This window comes from Amycolatopsis sp. WAC 01416 (genome assembly GCF_003947485.1).
Classification (GTDB): Bacteria; Actinomycetota; Actinomycetes; order Mycobacteriales; family Pseudonocardiaceae; genus Amycolatopsis.
Genome location: NZ_QHHX01000015.1, coordinates 75,979 through 91,434, shown reverse-complemented (window position 1 = coordinate 91,434; position 15,456 = coordinate 75,979). Strand labels below are relative to the sequence as shown.

Below are 15,456 nucleotides of genomic sequence, written 5' to 3'. Positions count from 1 at the left end.
AGTCAGGCGACTACTCGCGCCCTTCCTTGATGATCTCGTAAAGGCTGGTCCACGAGCTGCGCCCGTGTCCCGCGGCGATCGCCCGGTCGTAGTGCGACTTGATCGCCTCCGGCAGGACGACGTCGATCCCGGCGTCCCGGCTGGCCTGCACGATGTGGTCGGCGGACGCGCCCATCATCGTCACGTTGGCTTCGTCGCCAGGGTGCTCGCCCTTCTCGACCTGCTCCGCGGCGGCTTCCAGGTAGAAGCCCATCATCGCGAAGTTCTCCTTGGCGTACGGGAGGAACTTCGCGATCGGCACCCCGGCCGAGCGGATGAGCGCGGTCGCGTGCAGGAACACCGAAAGCGCGTTCAGGAAGATGTCCAGCTGCGCCTGGTAGAACAGCTGCGCCAGCCGGACGTCTTCGCCGAGGAAGTCCGGCCGCCCGATCAGCGCCAGGATCTCCCGGTACTTCTCGAACACGTCGGTGGGACCGCTGTAGAAGACGTACGCCTCCTCCTTGCCCACCAGCGGGGCCGGCACCATGACGCCACCCGCGAGGAACTGCCCGCCGCGGGCCTTGACCCAGTCGGCTGCTTCGCGGGTCTTCTCCGGGGTGTCCGAGCTGAGGTTGACGATCACCTTGCCCGCCAAGGCGTCTTCGGCCTTGCCGAGGATGTCGTACATCGCCGCGTAGTCGGTGAGACTCAGCAGCACCAGTTCCGACGCCGCCACCGCTTCCGCCGGTGTCCCGGCTCGCACGGCACCCGCGGCGACGAGGTCGTCCGCACGGGCGGCGGTGCGGTTCCAGACGGTCACTCCGTGGCCGTTCTCCAGGAGTACGCGGACCATGGCCTGTCCCATCGGGCCGAGCCCGATCAGTGTGATCATTGTGTTTTCCTTACTTCTTGAGGAGTTCGATGACGCCGATGAGGTCTTCGGTGCCGTGTCCGTCGGCGACTCGTTTGTCCATCAGCGGCTGGAGCGGCGTGAGCAACTCGGCGCTGATGCCCTGGTCCTCCGCCGCCTGCGCCAGGTTGGGGTAGGCGGCGGCCTGCATCCCGATGTTCGACACGACGTCGGTCAGGTAGTCGCCGTCGTCGATCTGTTCGGCCGCGCGCTCCAGGAAGCCGCTCATCGCGTCGATCCAGCCGCGGAGCAGCGGCGCGAATTCACGCGCCTTGACCCCCGCCGAGCCGACGAGCGCGTACGCCTGGATGACGCCGATGAAGTACCCGTACATCCCGCTGAGCAGCGCGATGTCGTGCAGTGGTGCCAGCCCGGGGTCGGCGCCGAGGTAGTTGACGCCGCCGAAGGTGTCGAGCGCGGTGCGAGCATGGCCGAAGACGGTGCCCGATCCGCTGTAGAAGATGAACGCCGCGGGAGTGCCGATCATCGGCGGGACCGCCATGATCCCGCCGTCCAGGTACTCCGCGCCCAGGTCTTCGGCCCAGGCGGCCATTTCGCGTGCCTGGCCGGGGGTGCCGTTGGTCAGGTTGATCAGCTGCCGTCCCGCGAGCCCGGCCGCGACCGGGTCCAGGACCTCGTGCACCGAGTCGTAGTCGAGCAGGCAGGCGATCACGATGTTGTTCGCCGCGAGAGCCTCCGAGATGGTCGAAGCGACTGAAGCTCCCTTCGCCGCCACCGCCTCGGCGCGGCTCGTGGTCCGGTTCCACGCGGTGACCGGATGTCCCTCGGCCAGTAATGCCTCTACGAGCGCGGTTCCCATCGCGCCCAGCCCCAGTACCGTCACCGGGGTCTTGCCGTGTTCGCTCATGGGACCACCGTGACGCCGCCCGCGCACGGAACGCTGCGGGTCCACGCACGGTCTTGTCGGTGGTCCGCGCTAACGTCGGTTTCGTGCGTTTCGGAGTACTGGGACCGCTCGCCGCGTGGACGACCGCGGGCGAGCCCGTCGTCGTGCCCGAGGCCAAGGTCCGCCTCCTGCTCGCCGCGCTGCTCAGCAGGGAAGGCAGGGCGGCGTCGGTGTCGTCGTTGACGGACGATCTGTGGGGCGAGCATCCGCCGGGCAATCCGGGCAACACACTGCAGACCAAGGTCTCCCAGCTGCGCCGCACGCTGGATCGGGCCGAGCCGGGTGCCAGGGAGATCGTGACGCATCAACCGACCGGGTACGTCCTTGCCGTCGAGGCCGGTGACCTGGACGTCCACCGGTTCCGCGCGCTCACCGCCCGCGCGCGTGACACCGTCGATCCGCGCGCGCGTGCCGCGCTGCTGGCGGACGCGCTGGCCTTGTGGCGAGGCCACGCGTATGCCGGATTCGAGGACGAACTCTTCGCCGTGGCCGCGGCACAGCGGCTGGAGGAGGAAAGGCTGCTCGCCGAAGAGGACAGAGCCGAAGCCCGGCTCACGCTCGGCGAACACGGCCTCCTGACCGGGGAACTGGCGGCCCTGGTGTCGCGGCATCCGTTGCGCGAGCGGCTCCGCGGCCTGCTGATGCGCACCTTGTACGCCGCCGGGCGGCACAGCGAAGCGCTGGAGTCCTACGCCGAGCTCCGGGCTCGTCTGCGTGACGAGTCCGGTCTCGAACCGGGACCGGACCTCGCGGCCCTCCACCAGGCGATCCTCACCCGCAGTCCGGACCTCGAACCCGTCCGCGCCGCCGAGCCGGTGCGCGGGAACCTGCCGGAGTCACTCACCGAACTGATCGGCCGCACCACGGCGGTCAAGGAGGTCGGCGCGCTCGTCACCGACACGCGGCTGGTCACCCTCACCGGTCCCGGTGGCGTGGGAAAGACCAGGCTCGCCATCGAGGCCGCCTCGAAGCACGCGATGGCCGACGGCACCTGGCTCGTCGAGCTCGCGGGCCTGGACAACGTCGAGTGCCCGACGTGCCCGCCCGAAGACCTCGTCGCCGTCGTCCTGGCGGCCGTGCTGGACCTCCGCGAGGAGGCCACGTCGGCGAAGTCGGTTACGCAGTCGCTGGCCGATGCCTTGCGAGACAAGGAAATCCTGCTAGTCCTCGACAACTGCGAACAGGTCGTCGAACCGGTCGCGGCGCTGGTGGAACGGCTGCTCGCGGCGGCGCCGCGGCTGCGTGTGCTCGCCACCAGCCAGGAACCGCTCGGATTGCCCGGCGAGAACGTCTGGGCGGTGCCGCCGCTCGAACTGCCCGAGCAGGCGGATTTCGCCGCCGTGCGGGAATCGAGCGCCGTCCGGCTGTTCACCGCCCGTGCCGCGGCGGCCGCTCCGGGGTTCACGCTGGACGCCGAGAACGCGGCCGTCGTCACCCGCATCTGCCGCACGCTCGACGGCATCCCGCTGGCGCTCGAACTCGCCGCCACCCGGGTCCGGACGCTCGGTGTGCACGAACTCCTCGCCCGCCTCGACGACCGGTTCGGCCTGCTGTCCTCGGGCAGGCGGGGCGGGCCGCGCCGCCAGCAGACGCTCCGCGCGATGATCGACTGGAGCTGGAGCCTGCTGAGCGAGCCCGAGCAGATCGTGCTGCGCAGGCTCGCCGTCCACGCCGAAGGCTGCGGGCTCGACGCGGCCGAGTCGGTTTGCTCGGGCGGCGGAATCGCCGCCGCCGACGTCATGGACCTGGTGTCCCGGCTCGTCGACAGGTCGCTCGTGGTCAGCAGGCCGGGCAGATCCGGCGAACCGCGGTTCCGGCTGCTGGAGTCCGTTTCGGCGTACGCCTTGGAACACGCCGAACGGGCGGGCGAACTCGACGAACTGTCCTTACGGCATGCCCGTTTCCACGTCGAACTGGCCGAACGCGGTGACACGGGGCTGCGTGGGAAGGAGCAGCGGCGCTGGCTCGACAGGCTGGACGCCGAGGGCGCCAACACCCGGCGTGCGCTGGAAACGCTGCTGAGGCTGGGAGAACACCGGCTCGCGTTGCGGCTCGTGAACGCGACGACCTGGTTCTGGTTCCTCCGTGGACGGCTCAGCGAGGCCCGTCGCTCGCTGAACCTGGTACTCGACACGAAGATCGACACCGGCGACGAGTACGCGCAGGCTCTCGGCTGGTGCACCGGCATCGCCGTCCTCGACGGCACCTGCACCGAGGGCGCGGCGGAGGACACCGTGTGGGGCATCGCCGATTCTGTCGCGCGGGCACGGACGCTGTGGTTCCTCGGCTACGCGTGGTCCACGATCGGCGACCTGTGCCGGGCGGAGAAGCTCACCCTCGGCGCGCTGGAAACCGCCCGCGACATTGGCGAAGACTGGAGCGCCGCGGCCGCGCTGAGCGACAGGGCAACCCATCTGATCGCCGGTGGGGACCTCACCGGCGCCGGCCGGATCGCCGCTCAGAGCGCTGGGGTCTTCGATGGGCTCGGCGAACGCTGGGGCTGGCTTCAAGCGTCGTTCGTCGTCGGTGTGCTGGCGTCGATAGCCGGGAATTACGACCACGCCGCCCGTGTCCATCGGGAAAGCCTTCGCCGCGCGGAGGAACTCGAGCTGTGGCCGGAGGTCGCCTACAACCTGTCATGGCTGGGCCGGACGGCACTGCTCACGGGCGACTTCGAAGGGGCGAAGGAGTTCCATGAGCGGGCCAGGACGTTGGCCGTCGAACACAGTTTCAAACCCGGCGAGGTCTATGCCGAGACAGGGCTCGCACTCGGCGAGCGACGTCAGGGGCTGTTCGAGGAGGCCGAACAGCGCCTGCTGTCCGTACTGGACTGGCATCGCCGCGTGGAGTCCGAAGCGGGCAGCACGCTCATCCTCGCCGAGCTCGGGTTCATCGCCGAGCAACGCGGAGACACGGCGAAGGCGAAGCGGCTCCAGCTGGACGGCCTCGTGATCGCCCGTCACAGCGAGGATCCCCGTGCGATCGCCCTCGGTCTGGAAGGTCTGGCCGGGGCGGAGGCAGCAGCCGGCTCGTATCGCGCGGCCGCGCGGCTGCTGGGTGCCGCGGCGGCTTCGCGGCGATCGGTGGGCGCTCCCCTGCCGAAGGGGGAACGTGGCGACGTCGACAGGATCACCGGCGTCGTGATGGCGGCGCTCGGAGAAACCGCATTCTCGGCGGAGAACGCGGTGGGTGAGCGGACACCGATCGATCAGTTGGTGACGGACAGTCAGTAGGCGCGCACCCGTATCACCACAATGGACCAGGCCTTACTTCACGTCAGCAACAAACGGTGATTTCTTTCTGTCGCCAAAGCCCCCCGACCGGTAGCGTGCGTAGCCATGCGGGTGAGGTGGGGGGCTCCCGGCGGGCCCAGGGTGACAATGCCGTGGCGAGCGGCTCCGAGGGCGGCACTGACCAGTCCTCTGACTTTGATCATCGCCGCGGTGACCGCCTTACTCGCCTGTTTCCTCGGCACCGCCGCCATCCTGCAGGCTTCGGCCGCGGGCGGTGCCGCGGTGACGTACCAGTCCGGCATCGCGTGCCCGGACTACTACGGTCCCGTCTTCAGCAAGGACACCGTCCCCGCCGCGGTCGCTCCGCAGGTCGTCGACTCGGTCCGCCGCAACGCTCCGGCGCACGGTTTCGCCGCGCCGGTCACCTCCCGGTACACGCCGTACCTCACCGGCACCGAGTTCAACGGCGACCCGAACTACAAGGTCGTTCTCGCCCACCGGGATCAGGCTCTTCCCGGCCATCTCGACCTGACGGACGGGTCGGCGGGCGCCGGATTCTGGCTCGGCACCGTCGTGGCCGGGGCCGAAGGGATCAAAACCGGGACCACGCCGAGCGTCCGCGGCACCCCGTTGCCCCCGGTGACCGGGTTGTACCGCGACCTCGCCGACCCGGCGCCGCGCTGGTGGTGCTCGCAGCAGCGGAACGCCGTCGTCAGCAGGCTCGCCAACGACCCGCTCGACTCGGTCATGTTCGCCACCGACGGGAAGACCTTCGACGACACGGTCCGCGCACTGGGCATCCCGGTGATCAAGACGCTGCACCTGTCGTTCTACGAGGCTCCTCCCAAGACCGTGAGCGAGGCCGAAGACCTGCAGGAACGTTCGAAGGCCCTCATTGCCGCGGTCAAGGCGGATCTGGGTGCCCGAGGCCTCGGTGACGCGATCGTCGGCTCGCTGCCGTTCGAGCGTTCGGTGGAGATCAGCAACCAGGCCGAATCGAATGTCCTGATCTCGATCCTGCCGCTGGCGGCCATCAGCATCCTGGTCGGCTGCGCGGGGATCGGCACCGTCGCGTTGCAGTGGTACCAGCGGCGGCACCCGCAGCTGAGGTTGCTGTCCGCCCGGGGCAGCGGCCCGGGTGCGTTGGGCCTGCTCGCGGTCGCCGAACTCGGGCTCCCCATCGTCGCCGGTGGAGCCGCGGGCGGGGTCCTCGCACGGCTGTTGCTCGGGGTGTACGGACCACCAGGTGAACTGGACGACGGGGCGATGGTGTGGGGGTCGCTCGTCGCGGCCGCGATTCTGCTCGTTTCGCTCGCGCTGCTCGCCGGGGTGATCGCGCTCCGCACCCATCGGGAGTTCGAACTCGGCCGCGTCCGCTCGGGAGGTCGCCGGCGGGTGAAGTTCCTGGCGTTCTTCCCGTGGGAACTGCTCACCGCCGGGGTCGCCCTGCTCGGCTGGAACCGGCTGGTCGACTACAGCAAGGGATCCCGGATCGGCAACCCGCTCCCCCAGGTCGACCCGCTGGCGCTCACGTACCCGGTGTTCGTCGTGCTCACCGTCGGGCTCGTCGCCGCACGGCTGGCCTGGCTCGCCTTGCACGCGTCGCATCGCGCGCGGCTGTGGTCCCGGCCGGCGCTGCAACTGGCCATCCGACGGCTCGCCAGCGCCCGCGCGCCGGTTACCGGCGTGCTCGTGATCGGCACGCTGGCGATCGGGACACTGGCGACCGGGATCGGTATCGCCCGCGGCCAGGAAGAGGCGCTGCAAACGAAGTCGGCCATTTTCGTCGGGGCGGAGACGAGGGTCGACACCGAAAGCGTCGTCGGCACCGGACAGGTCCGGCTGCCTGCCTCGGTCGCCGACAGCACCACGATCGTCGGCGAACTGACCGGCACCGGCAATGTCGTGCTGGTCGTGGACCCGCGGACGTTCCGGCGCGCCGCCACGCTCGGCCCGCTCGACGGCGCCGAGGTCGACCGGTTGCTGAGTGGCCTGTCCAGCGCCGGCGCCGGTGTCCCGGCGATCAGGCTCGGCAGCGACGCCGCCCGGAAGACCGCGCTGCCCGCCGGCCTCGGGGACGCCAGGGAGATCGGCGAACTGCCGATGTTCCCGATCATCGGCACCAAGGCCGGGTACGTGATCTCCCGGGATTCGCTCGGCGCCACGCAGCTGCGCGGCGTGCCCAAGTGGAGCGTGCTGTCCAGCTCGTCGATGACCCAGGTGACCGAGGCGCTGAGCTCCGTGGGGGTGGCGACGGCGGTCAACCGCGTCACCCGTGAGTCCGCACTCGACGCGCTCCCGTTCTACGTCGTGTCCTGGACGTTCTCGTTCATGGCCCTGCTCGGTGCCGTGCTCGGGGTGGTGGCGGTGCTGTCGCTGCTGGTCGCGGTCGAAGTCCGCCGACGCCAGAACGCGCTGGCCGGGGCGCTGGTGCTGCGGATGGGGATGCGGCCGCGTGCCCTGCTGGCGAGTCATCTGATGGAACTGGGCGCGCTCAGCGGGCTCGCCGTGGTCATCGGTGTCGTCTGCGGTGTGTCGGTCGCGGGGCTTTCGGTGCCACGCTTCGATCCGGCGACCTTTCTCCCGCCGCAGTCGGCGCTGCCGGACCCGACCCCGCTCGCTTTGACCGTTCTCGCCGTCGGTGTGCTCGTCGTGGCGCTGGCGGGCTGGATCGCGATGCGCTCGGTGCGCACCGCCCGGACCGCGGAGTTGATCCGTGCCTGAGAAACCCATCTTCCGGCTGCGCGGGATCGGCGTCGACTACCAGACCCCGGCGGGCACCGTCACCGGTGTCGACGACGTCACCATCGACATCCCCGCGCGCGGGATCACCGTGCTGGCGGGGCCGTCCGGCTCCGGCAAGTCCACCCTGCTGCGGACGCTCGGCCTGTTCGAGCAGCCCGTGCGGGGCACGATCTCCTTCCAGGGCACCGAAACCGGCAAGCTTCGGCATCGCGAACGGCGAGCGCTACGGCGAAACCACCTCGGCCTGGTGTTCCAGAACCCGACCGACAACCTGCTCGCGTACCTGAACGTCGCCGACAATCTCCGCGCGGCGGCGGAGTCGGCGGGGACCGAATGCCTGCCCGACGACATCCTCGATCAGCTCGGTCTCGGCGGGACCGGCAGCTGGCGGATCTCGGCACTGTCGGGCGGGCAGCAGCAGCGGCTCGCGTTCGGCTGCACCCTGGCTCGCCGCTCCACCGTCGTCCTCGCCGACGAGCCGACGTCCCAATTGGACGAAGGGTCCGCCGACCGGGTGCTCGACACCCTGAAGTACCTGGCGGGCCAGGATTTCGCCGTCATCGTCGCCTCGCACGACGACCGGCTCATCGAACTCGGCAGCCGGGTCGCCCGGATGCACAAGGGCAGACTGGAAAAAGTCGAAGAACGGGAGGTCGTGCCGTGATGGCGGAACCCGCCCTCGAGGCCGTCGGGTTACGCCGCCGGTTCCCCCATCCCAGCGGCGACGTCGAAGTCCTGCGCGGGCTCGAACTGCGCGTGGCCGCGGGCGAACTGGTCACCGTCTCCGGCCGGTCCGGTTCCGGCAAGAGCGCGCTGCTGGCGCTGCTGTGCGGCTTCGACTCGCCTGATTCCGGCAGTGTCCTGCTGGACGGCATCCCGATAGCGGGCGCGCCGCCGTGGCATACGTGCGCCGTCCTGCCGCAAGCACTCGGCCTCGCGAACGAACTGACGATCGCGGAGAACGTGGCGCTGCCCTTGCGGCTCCGCTCCGACGTCCCCAAACCCAGCGCGAAGGACATCCACGCGCGGGTTTCGGGACTGCTGGAGGAACTCGGGATCGGTGAACTCGGCGACCGCTACCCGCTCGAGGTCTCGTTCGGGCAGCAGCAGCGGGTCGCGCTCGCCAGGGCGGTCAGCGGGCGGCCGCGGGTCCTGCTCACCGACGAACCCACAGCGCATCTGGACGCCGGGAGCACGCCGCGGGTGCTGCGGCTGCTGCGGCGATGCGCCGAGGAGGGCGCCGCGGTCATCGTGGCGACGCACGACGACGACGTGCACCGGATCGCGGACCGGCGGGTCCGCCTGCTGGACGGCGTTCTTTCCTGACCGGTTATTGAGCGGTGTCGTGCCGGACCGGTGAGCGTTTCCTCGGGAGGTTGTGAGTCGCTCTGGCGAGTTCTCTCTAGGTGCCCACCCCAAGTACATGATGGCCCCCTTTCCTCGGCTCAGCCGAGGGAAGGGGGCCTTCACGCGCTGCCTTCGCGGCTGCTGGGACTGCTAAGGAGCGACAGGACCCGCCTTCCCGTACAGGTCGTTCCCGGCCCAGTGCACGATGTCCTGCGAAGGCCGCGATGGCGGGACCGGCACGAAGTTCGCGGCGTCGTCGACGCTTCCGGTGCCGTCGTACTTGGCCTGCAGCGGGTACGGGAACACCGGCCGGGTGCGGAAGACCTTGCCGTCCGCGTCGCGGCCGGTGGCGATGGTGCGGTCCGGTGCGGTGCCGCGTTCGACCCAGGACACCAGTTCCTTCAGCGGGTCGTACTCGGTCAGTTTGTCGCCGGTCGCGCAGTGGTACAGGCCGGGCACCATGAACAGCCGCGCCCAGCTCTGCGTCGCCGCGGGGCCGCCGTTGGCGCGGGTGAGCCGCTGGTAGTAGTCGATGCTGCCCGCGGCGGGGATCGCCTGGTCGGCCCAGCCGTGCCAGATCACGAGTTTCCCGCCCGCACGGCGGAATTCGCGCAGGTCCGTCGACATCGCGTTGGAGCGGATGCCTTCCGGGGTCAGCCGGTCGAATTCGCGTGCGGTGAAGGCGAATTTCTCGACGGACGAATGCGGTGTCCCGATCGGGTAGGCCATGTACTTCAGGTAGTTGTCGGCGAGCGCCTGTGCGAAGGGGACGCCGCCGGTTTCCGGTGACGGGATGATCCAGCCGTACCAGGAGAGCTCGGAGCCGACGGTCTGGCCGCCCGGGTACAGCTTGCGGCCGCGTTCGTCGGTCGGCGGCGCGTAGATCTTCTTGGTCGCCTGGACCTGTGCCGCGGTGAGGCAGCCTGCGTTGTCGGTGCCCGGCGGGCAGGCGATGGTGGCCGGGTCGAAGCGGCAGGTGCGCGGGTCGTCGATGGCACCGTCGCCGAGGCCGTCGGACTTGTCGCATGTGGACAGTGCGGCGGCGTGCAGGGCCGGGAGTTTGTCGGCGGTCAGGATCGGCTTGCCGTCGGCGCCGGTGTTCGCCTTCGCGAGCCAGGTCTGGTAGACGCCGAGCAGCGGGCCCCAGTATCCGGCGGGCGCGCCGGCGACGATGCCGTCGAAGTCGTGAGGGTAGCGCTGGGCCAGCAGGAGCGCCTCGCGGCCGCCGTCGGAGCAGCCGCTGAAGTAGGACTTCTTCGGCGGAGCGCCGTAGAACGCCGCGATCAGTCGCTTGGACGCCTTCGAGACCACGTGCGGCGCACGGAATGCGAAGTCGTCACGGGCGGCCTGGTCGTTCTCGGCCCACTTGCCGTCGTCGACCACCGAAGGGGTCTTGCCGACATGACCGTCGTCGGTGGCCGCGACCGCGACGTCACCGCCGTGCGGGAGGCCGCAGTCGGCGAACGGCGGCGTGTTGACCGCCCCGCAGAACCCGCCGCAGCCGAACTGCAGGTACCGGCCCGCGTAGGTCTTGGTCGGCAGCCGGAGCTGGAACCGCACCGCCGGTTCGACGTAGCCGCGGACGTCGCAGTTCTCCGGTTCGGTCGCCGTCGCCGTCGCCACGGTCGCGGTCTCGACGTGCGTGACCGCGCCGGGAAGGTCGTAGGTCCGCACGAGATCGGCGCAGGTGCGCACCGGGCGGAAGGTCGTTTCGCCGGCGGTGGCCGCCGGAGCCGTGAGTATCGAGCCCGCCGTGACGAGCGCTGCCACGCCGAGCATGGACAACCGCCGCATTTCCCCACCCCAGTTTCCGGATCGGCTTCAGTTGGCTCATTCACCCTGGCCCCGCTCCCGTCCGTTGTCCACCAGGTTTGGAGACATCCGGGTTGTCCACTTCGGGTCAGGTTTGTCCGGGTGTCTTGACATCGATGTCACAACCGAGTTTTTCTCTCTTGGCGTCACCGGTCCCCCTGCGAGAAAGCATTGGTGCAACGATGCCCCGAAGCGTCAGACCTTGGGTCTGCAGCCTTCTGAGTGCCACGGTCGTGGCGTCCGGGCTGGTAGCCCTCCCCGCCACCGCCGCGGCCGAAGAGGCCCCACCGGACTTCTACTCCTCGTTCGAGCCGGGTGAACCGGAGCCGACGTGGAGCGACACCGTCGACATCGACCCGTCGGGCAAGCCGAAGGCCTTCGGCGTCGACGGCGCGAACGCCACCACCATCCCCGGTGACATCCGCGGCAAGGTCACCGAGACCTCCGCCAACAGCGAGAACACCCCCAACGAGGGGGTTTCGAACCTCGTCGACGGCTCGACCGACACCAAGTGGCTGGCCTGGACGCCGACCGGCTGGGCGCAGGTCACGCTGTCCGAGCCGACGTCGATCACGCGGTACGCGCTGTCCTCGGCGAACGACTTCGACAACCGCAACCCGCAGGACTGGACGCTGCAGGGTTCCGCCGACGGCCGGACCTGGACCGAGCTGGACAAGCAGACCGGGCAGAAGTTCAGCGAGCCGTTCCAGACGAAGGAGTACCGCCTCGCGGCCGGGAGTGCCGCGTACAAGTACTTCCGGCTCGATGTCACCAAGAACAACGGCGGCCCGATCATGCAGCTTTCGGAGCTGCTGCTGGCCAACGAGGACCCGGCCCCGCCGGCGCTGCCGAACATGCGCAGCTTCGCCGACAGCGGTCCGGGCAGCGGCTACACCAGCAAGAACCGGGTGGGCTTCACCGGCCTGCGGGCGTTCCGCTACTCCGGCAGCCACAAGGCGCAGGGGCACGGCTGGTCGTACAACAAGATCTTCGACGTCGACATCCCGGTGGCGGCGACCTCGGAGCTGTCGTACAAGGTGCAGCCGGAGTTCATCCGCGGCGACCTCAAGTACCCGAGCACGAACGTCGCGGTGGACCTGGCATTCACCGACGGCACGTACCTGAGCCAGCTCGGCGCGGTCGACCAGTACGGTTTCGGGCTCTCGCCGCAGGGCCAGGGCGCGAGCAAGGTGCTCTACACCAACCAGTGGAATCTGGTGCGCTCGCAGATCGGCGTGGTCGCGAAGGGCAAGACGATCGACCGGGTCCTGGTCGGCTACGACAACGCCGACGGGCCGGGTTCGCTGCAGGGCTGGCTGGACGACATCAAGGTCTCGGCGACGCCGACGCCGCCGGCGAGCCTTCGCCCGTCCGACAACGTGCTGACCACGCGCGGCTCGCTGTCGAACGGGTCGTTCTCGCGGGGCAACAACATGCCCGCGACCGCCGTGCCGCACGGGTTCAACTTCTGGATCCCGACGACCGACGCGGGCACGTTGAGCTGGATGTACTCCTATCACTCGCGCAACAACGAGCAGAACCTCCCGGCGCTGCAGGCGTTCTCCGCGAGCCACGCGCCGAGTCCGTGGATGGCGGACCGGCAGACCTTCCAGTTCCTGCCCTCGACCGCGTCCGGGGTGCCGAATCCCGACCGTGAGGCGCGGAAGCTGCCGTTCAAGCACTCGAACGAGACCGCGCGGGCGCACTACTACGGCGTCGACTTCGAGAACGGGATCAAGACCGAGGTGGCGCCGACCGATCACGCGGCGCTGTACCGCTTCAAGTTCCCCGGCGCGGACTCGAACCTGATCTTCGACAACGTCAACAACAACGGCGGGCTCACCCTCGACCCGGCAGGCCGGGCGATCACCGGGTACAGCGACGTGAAGAGCGGGCTGTCCGCCGGTGCGACCCGGATGTTCGTCTACGCCACCTTCGACAAGCCGGTGACCGCCGGCTCGAAGTTGTCGACCGGTTCGGGTGACCAGAAGCGGGACAACGTCCTCGGCTATCTGAAGTTCGACGCGGGTGCCGACAAGACGGTGAACATGCGGATCGCGACCTCGCTGATCAGCGTCGATCAGGCGAAGAAGAACATGGAGCAGGAGCTCGCCCCGAACGCGACGCTCGAGTCGGTCGCCGACACCGCGCAGAAGGCGTGGGACGAGAAGCTCAAGGTCGTCGAGGTCGAGGGCGCGTCGAAGGATCAGCTGATCACGCTGTACTCCAACCTGTACCGCCTGTTCCTGTACCCGAACTCGGGCTTCGAGAACGTCGGCACGGTCGAGAAACCGGTGAAGAAGTACGCGAGCCCGGTGTCGCCGAAGACCGGCCAGGACACTCCGACGCAGACCGGGGCGAAACTGGTCGACGGCGAGTTCTTCGTCAACAACGGGTTCTGGGACACCTATCGCACGGTGTGGTCGGCGTACTCGCTGCTCAGCCCGGAGACCACCGGCAAGCTGGTGGACGGTTTCGTGCAGCAGTACCGCGACGGTGGCTGGATCTCGCGCTGGTCCTCCCCCGGTTACGCGGATCTGATGACCGGGACGAGTTCGGACGCTGCCTTCGCGGACGCTTATCTCAAGGGAGTCAAGGGTTTCGACGTCCAGTCGGCCTACGACTCGGCGATCAAGAACGCCACGGTGACCCCGCCGAACGGCGCGGTCGGCCGCAAGGGCATCGACGAGGGCACGTTCCTCGGGTACGCGCCGAACACCGCGGACCACGGGTTCTCGTGGGCGATCGAGGGCTACGTCAACGACAACGCGATCGCGAACATGTCGAAGAAGCTCTACGACGAGGCTCCGGCGAACGACCCGCGCAAGCAGGAGTACTTGGACAACTACGGGTACTTCACCGAGCGGGCCACGCAGTACGTGAACGTGTTCGACCCGAGTGTCGGCTTCTTCCAGGGCCGTGACGCGGCGGGCAAGTTCACCCGGAGCAAGGAGGAGTTCGACCCGGAGGTCTGGGGTATCGACTACACCGAGACCAACGCGTACGGCATGCGGTTCTCGGTCCCGCAGGACGGGCAGGGCCTGGCGAACCTCTACGGCGGCAAGGCGGGGCTGGCGTCCAAATTGGACGAGTTCTTCGCCAAACCCGAACAGGGGCTCAAGTTCGGCACCTACCCCGGGGTCATCCACGAGATGACCGAGGCGCGGGACGTGCGGATGGGCATGTACGCGCATTCCAACCAGGCCGCGCACCACACGCTCTACATGTACGACTACGCGGGGCAGCCGTCGAAGACGCAGGCGAAGGTCCGCGAAGCGCTGTCCCGGCTGTATGTCGGCAGTGAGCTGGGCCAGGGCTACGGCGGTGACGAGGACAACGGTGAGCAGTCGGCGTGGTGGCTGTTCGGCATGCTGGGCTTCTACCCGCTGCAGGTCGGCAGCTCGGACTACGCGATCGGCTCGCCGCTGTTCACCAAGGCGACCGTGAACCTGCCGGGCGGCAAGAAGATCGTGGTCAACGCACCGAAGAACAGCGCTAAGAACGTCTACGTGCAGGGCCTGAAGGTGAACGGCAAGCCGCAGACCTCGACGTCGCTGGCGCATTCGGCGATCGGAGGAGGCGGGACGCTCGACTTCGACATGGGCCCGAACCCGTCGTCGTGGGGTACCGGCCCGGACGACGCGCCGAAGTCGATCACCAAGGGCGACGCGGTGCCGACGCCGGTGCACGATCTGACCAAGCCGGTCTCCGGTGGGGACGCTGCGTTCTTCGACAACACGTCGCGGACCGAGGCGAAGGTGAAGGCGCCGATCCAGTATCAGGTGCCCTCGACGAATGAGGCGGGTTCGTTCTACACGCTGACTTCGGGCAAGGGCGCGGGTGACGCGAAGAGCTGGGTGCTGAAGGGTTCCTACGACGGGAAGACGTGGGCGGTCGCGGATCAGCGGACCGACCAGAAGTTCTCGTGGCGTCAGCAGACCAGGGCGTTCAAGATCGCGAACCCGGCGCACTACGCCCACTACCGGCTCGAGGTCACCGCGACCACGGGCGGGGAGGCGTCGCTGTCGGAGTTCGAGGTGCTGGGCAAACCCGACGCGGCGTGCACGCAGACGATCACGGGCGAGCGCAAGGGTCCGCTGATCGTGCGGGACGGGGTGACCTGTGTGGACGGTGCGACGGTGTCCGGTCCGGTGTCGGTGGCGGCGGGCGCGAGCCTGATCGTCCGCGGCGGGACGATCTCCGGTCCGCTGACCGCGAACGGTGCGGCGCAGATCGTGCTGGACCGGACCAAGGTGAACGGTCCGGTGGCGATCTCCGGGGCGACCGGTCCGGTCTCGATCGAACTGACCGAGATCGGCGGGCCGGTGGCGTTGACGGGCAACAAGGGGCCGGTGCTGACCGCGAGCACGGTCGGCGGACCTCTGGCGTGCGCGGCCAACTCCCCCGCTCCGACGGACTACGACCTGCAGAACACCGTCCGCGGCCCGGCCGCCGGGCAGTGCGCGAAGCTGTAGTCCTCCGGTAAGTACGTGAAGGCCCCCTTCATTGCGTCTAGCGCCGTG

Annotated in this window: 8 protein-coding genes; 5 read left to right on the top strand and 3 right to left on the bottom strand. The window is 69.1% G+C overall.

The window, feature by feature from the left end; genetic code table 11:
* Positions 1–10 precede the first annotated feature (10 nt).
* Together DL990_RS38555 and DL990_RS38550 are read right to left on the bottom strand one after the other, a co-directional pair.
* The gene (locus DL990_RS38555; RefSeq protein ID WP_125787663.1) at positions 11–871 is read right to left on the bottom strand and encodes an NAD(P)-dependent oxidoreductase; all 861 of its coding nucleotides are present in this window, start codon (positions 869–871) and stop codon (positions 11–13) included.
* Positions 872–881: 10 nt separating this feature from the next.
* Entirely contained in the window at positions 882–1,757 is an 876-nt protein-coding gene (locus DL990_RS38550; RefSeq protein ID WP_125801626.1) for an NAD(P)-dependent oxidoreductase, read from the bottom strand.
* An 83-nt stretch (positions 1,758–1,840) separates the two neighbouring features.
* On the opposite strand from DL990_RS38550, the gene DL990_RS38545 reads away from it, so the two are divergent.
* From DL990_RS38545 to DL990_RS38530, 4 genes are all read left to right on the top strand, one after another.
* Positions 1,841–5,029, top strand: a complete 3,189-nt coding sequence (locus DL990_RS38545; RefSeq protein ID WP_125787665.1) for a BTAD domain-containing putative transcriptional regulator — start codon at positions 1,841–1,843, stop codon at positions 5,027–5,029.
* A gap of 147 nt (positions 5,030–5,176) precedes the next feature.
* Positions 5,177–7,753: an FtsX-like permease family protein gene (locus tag DL990_RS38540; RefSeq protein WP_125801625.1), complete on the top strand. Its 2,577-nt coding sequence runs from the start codon at positions 5,177–5,179 to the stop codon at positions 7,751–7,753.
* Positions 7,746–8,438, top strand: a complete 693-nt coding sequence (locus tag DL990_RS38535; protein ID WP_125801624.1) for an ABC transporter ATP-binding protein — start codon at positions 7,746–7,748, stop codon at positions 8,436–8,438. Before DL990_RS38540 ends, DL990_RS38535 begins: the two co-directional genes overlap by 8 nt.
* Entirely contained in the window at positions 8,438–9,100 is a 663-nt protein-coding gene (locus DL990_RS38530; RefSeq protein ID WP_125801623.1) for an ABC transporter ATP-binding protein, read from the top strand. Before DL990_RS38535 ends, DL990_RS38530 begins: the two co-directional genes overlap by 1 nt.
* Before the next feature lie 171 nt (positions 9,101–9,271).
* On the opposite strand, the gene DL990_RS38525 is transcribed toward DL990_RS38530, so the two are convergent.
* A complete protein-coding gene (locus tag DL990_RS38525; protein WP_125801669.1) occupies positions 9,272–10,900 on the bottom strand; it encodes a tannase/feruloyl esterase family alpha/beta hydrolase in 1,629 nt (542 codons plus the stop codon).
* A gap of 215 nt (positions 10,901–11,115) precedes the next feature.
* On the opposite strand from DL990_RS38525, the gene DL990_RS38520 reads away from it, so the two are divergent.
* Positions 11,116–15,408 (top strand): GH92 family glycosyl hydrolase, encoded by a 4,293-nt coding sequence (locus tag DL990_RS38520; RefSeq protein ID WP_125801622.1) that lies wholly within the window; start codon positions 11,116–11,118, stop codon positions 15,406–15,408.
* Positions 15,409–15,456 lie beyond the last annotated feature (48 nt).

Coding starts and splice junctions, on each gene's coding strand:
- DL990_RS38520 (WP_125801622.1), top strand. CDS start 11,116: ATGCCCCGAAGCGTCAGACCTTGGGTCTGCAGCCTTCTGAGTGCCACG.
- DL990_RS38530 (WP_125801623.1), top strand. CDS start 8,438: ATGGCGGAACCCGCCCTCGAGGCCGTCGGGTTACGCCGCCGGTTCCCC.
- DL990_RS38540 (WP_125801625.1), top strand. CDS start 5,177: ATGCCGTGGCGAGCGGCTCCGAGGGCGGCACTGACCAGTCCTCTGACT.
- DL990_RS38550 (WP_125801626.1), bottom strand. CDS start 1,757: ATGAGCGAACACGGCAAGACCCCGGTGACGGTACTGGGGCTGGGCGCG.
- DL990_RS38555 (WP_125787663.1), bottom strand. CDS start 871: ATGATCACACTGATCGGGCTCGGCCCGATGGGACAGGCCATGGTCCGC.
- DL990_RS38525 (WP_125801669.1), bottom strand. CDS start 10,900: ATGCTCGGCGTGGCAGCGCTCGTCACGGCGGGCTCGATACTCACGGCT.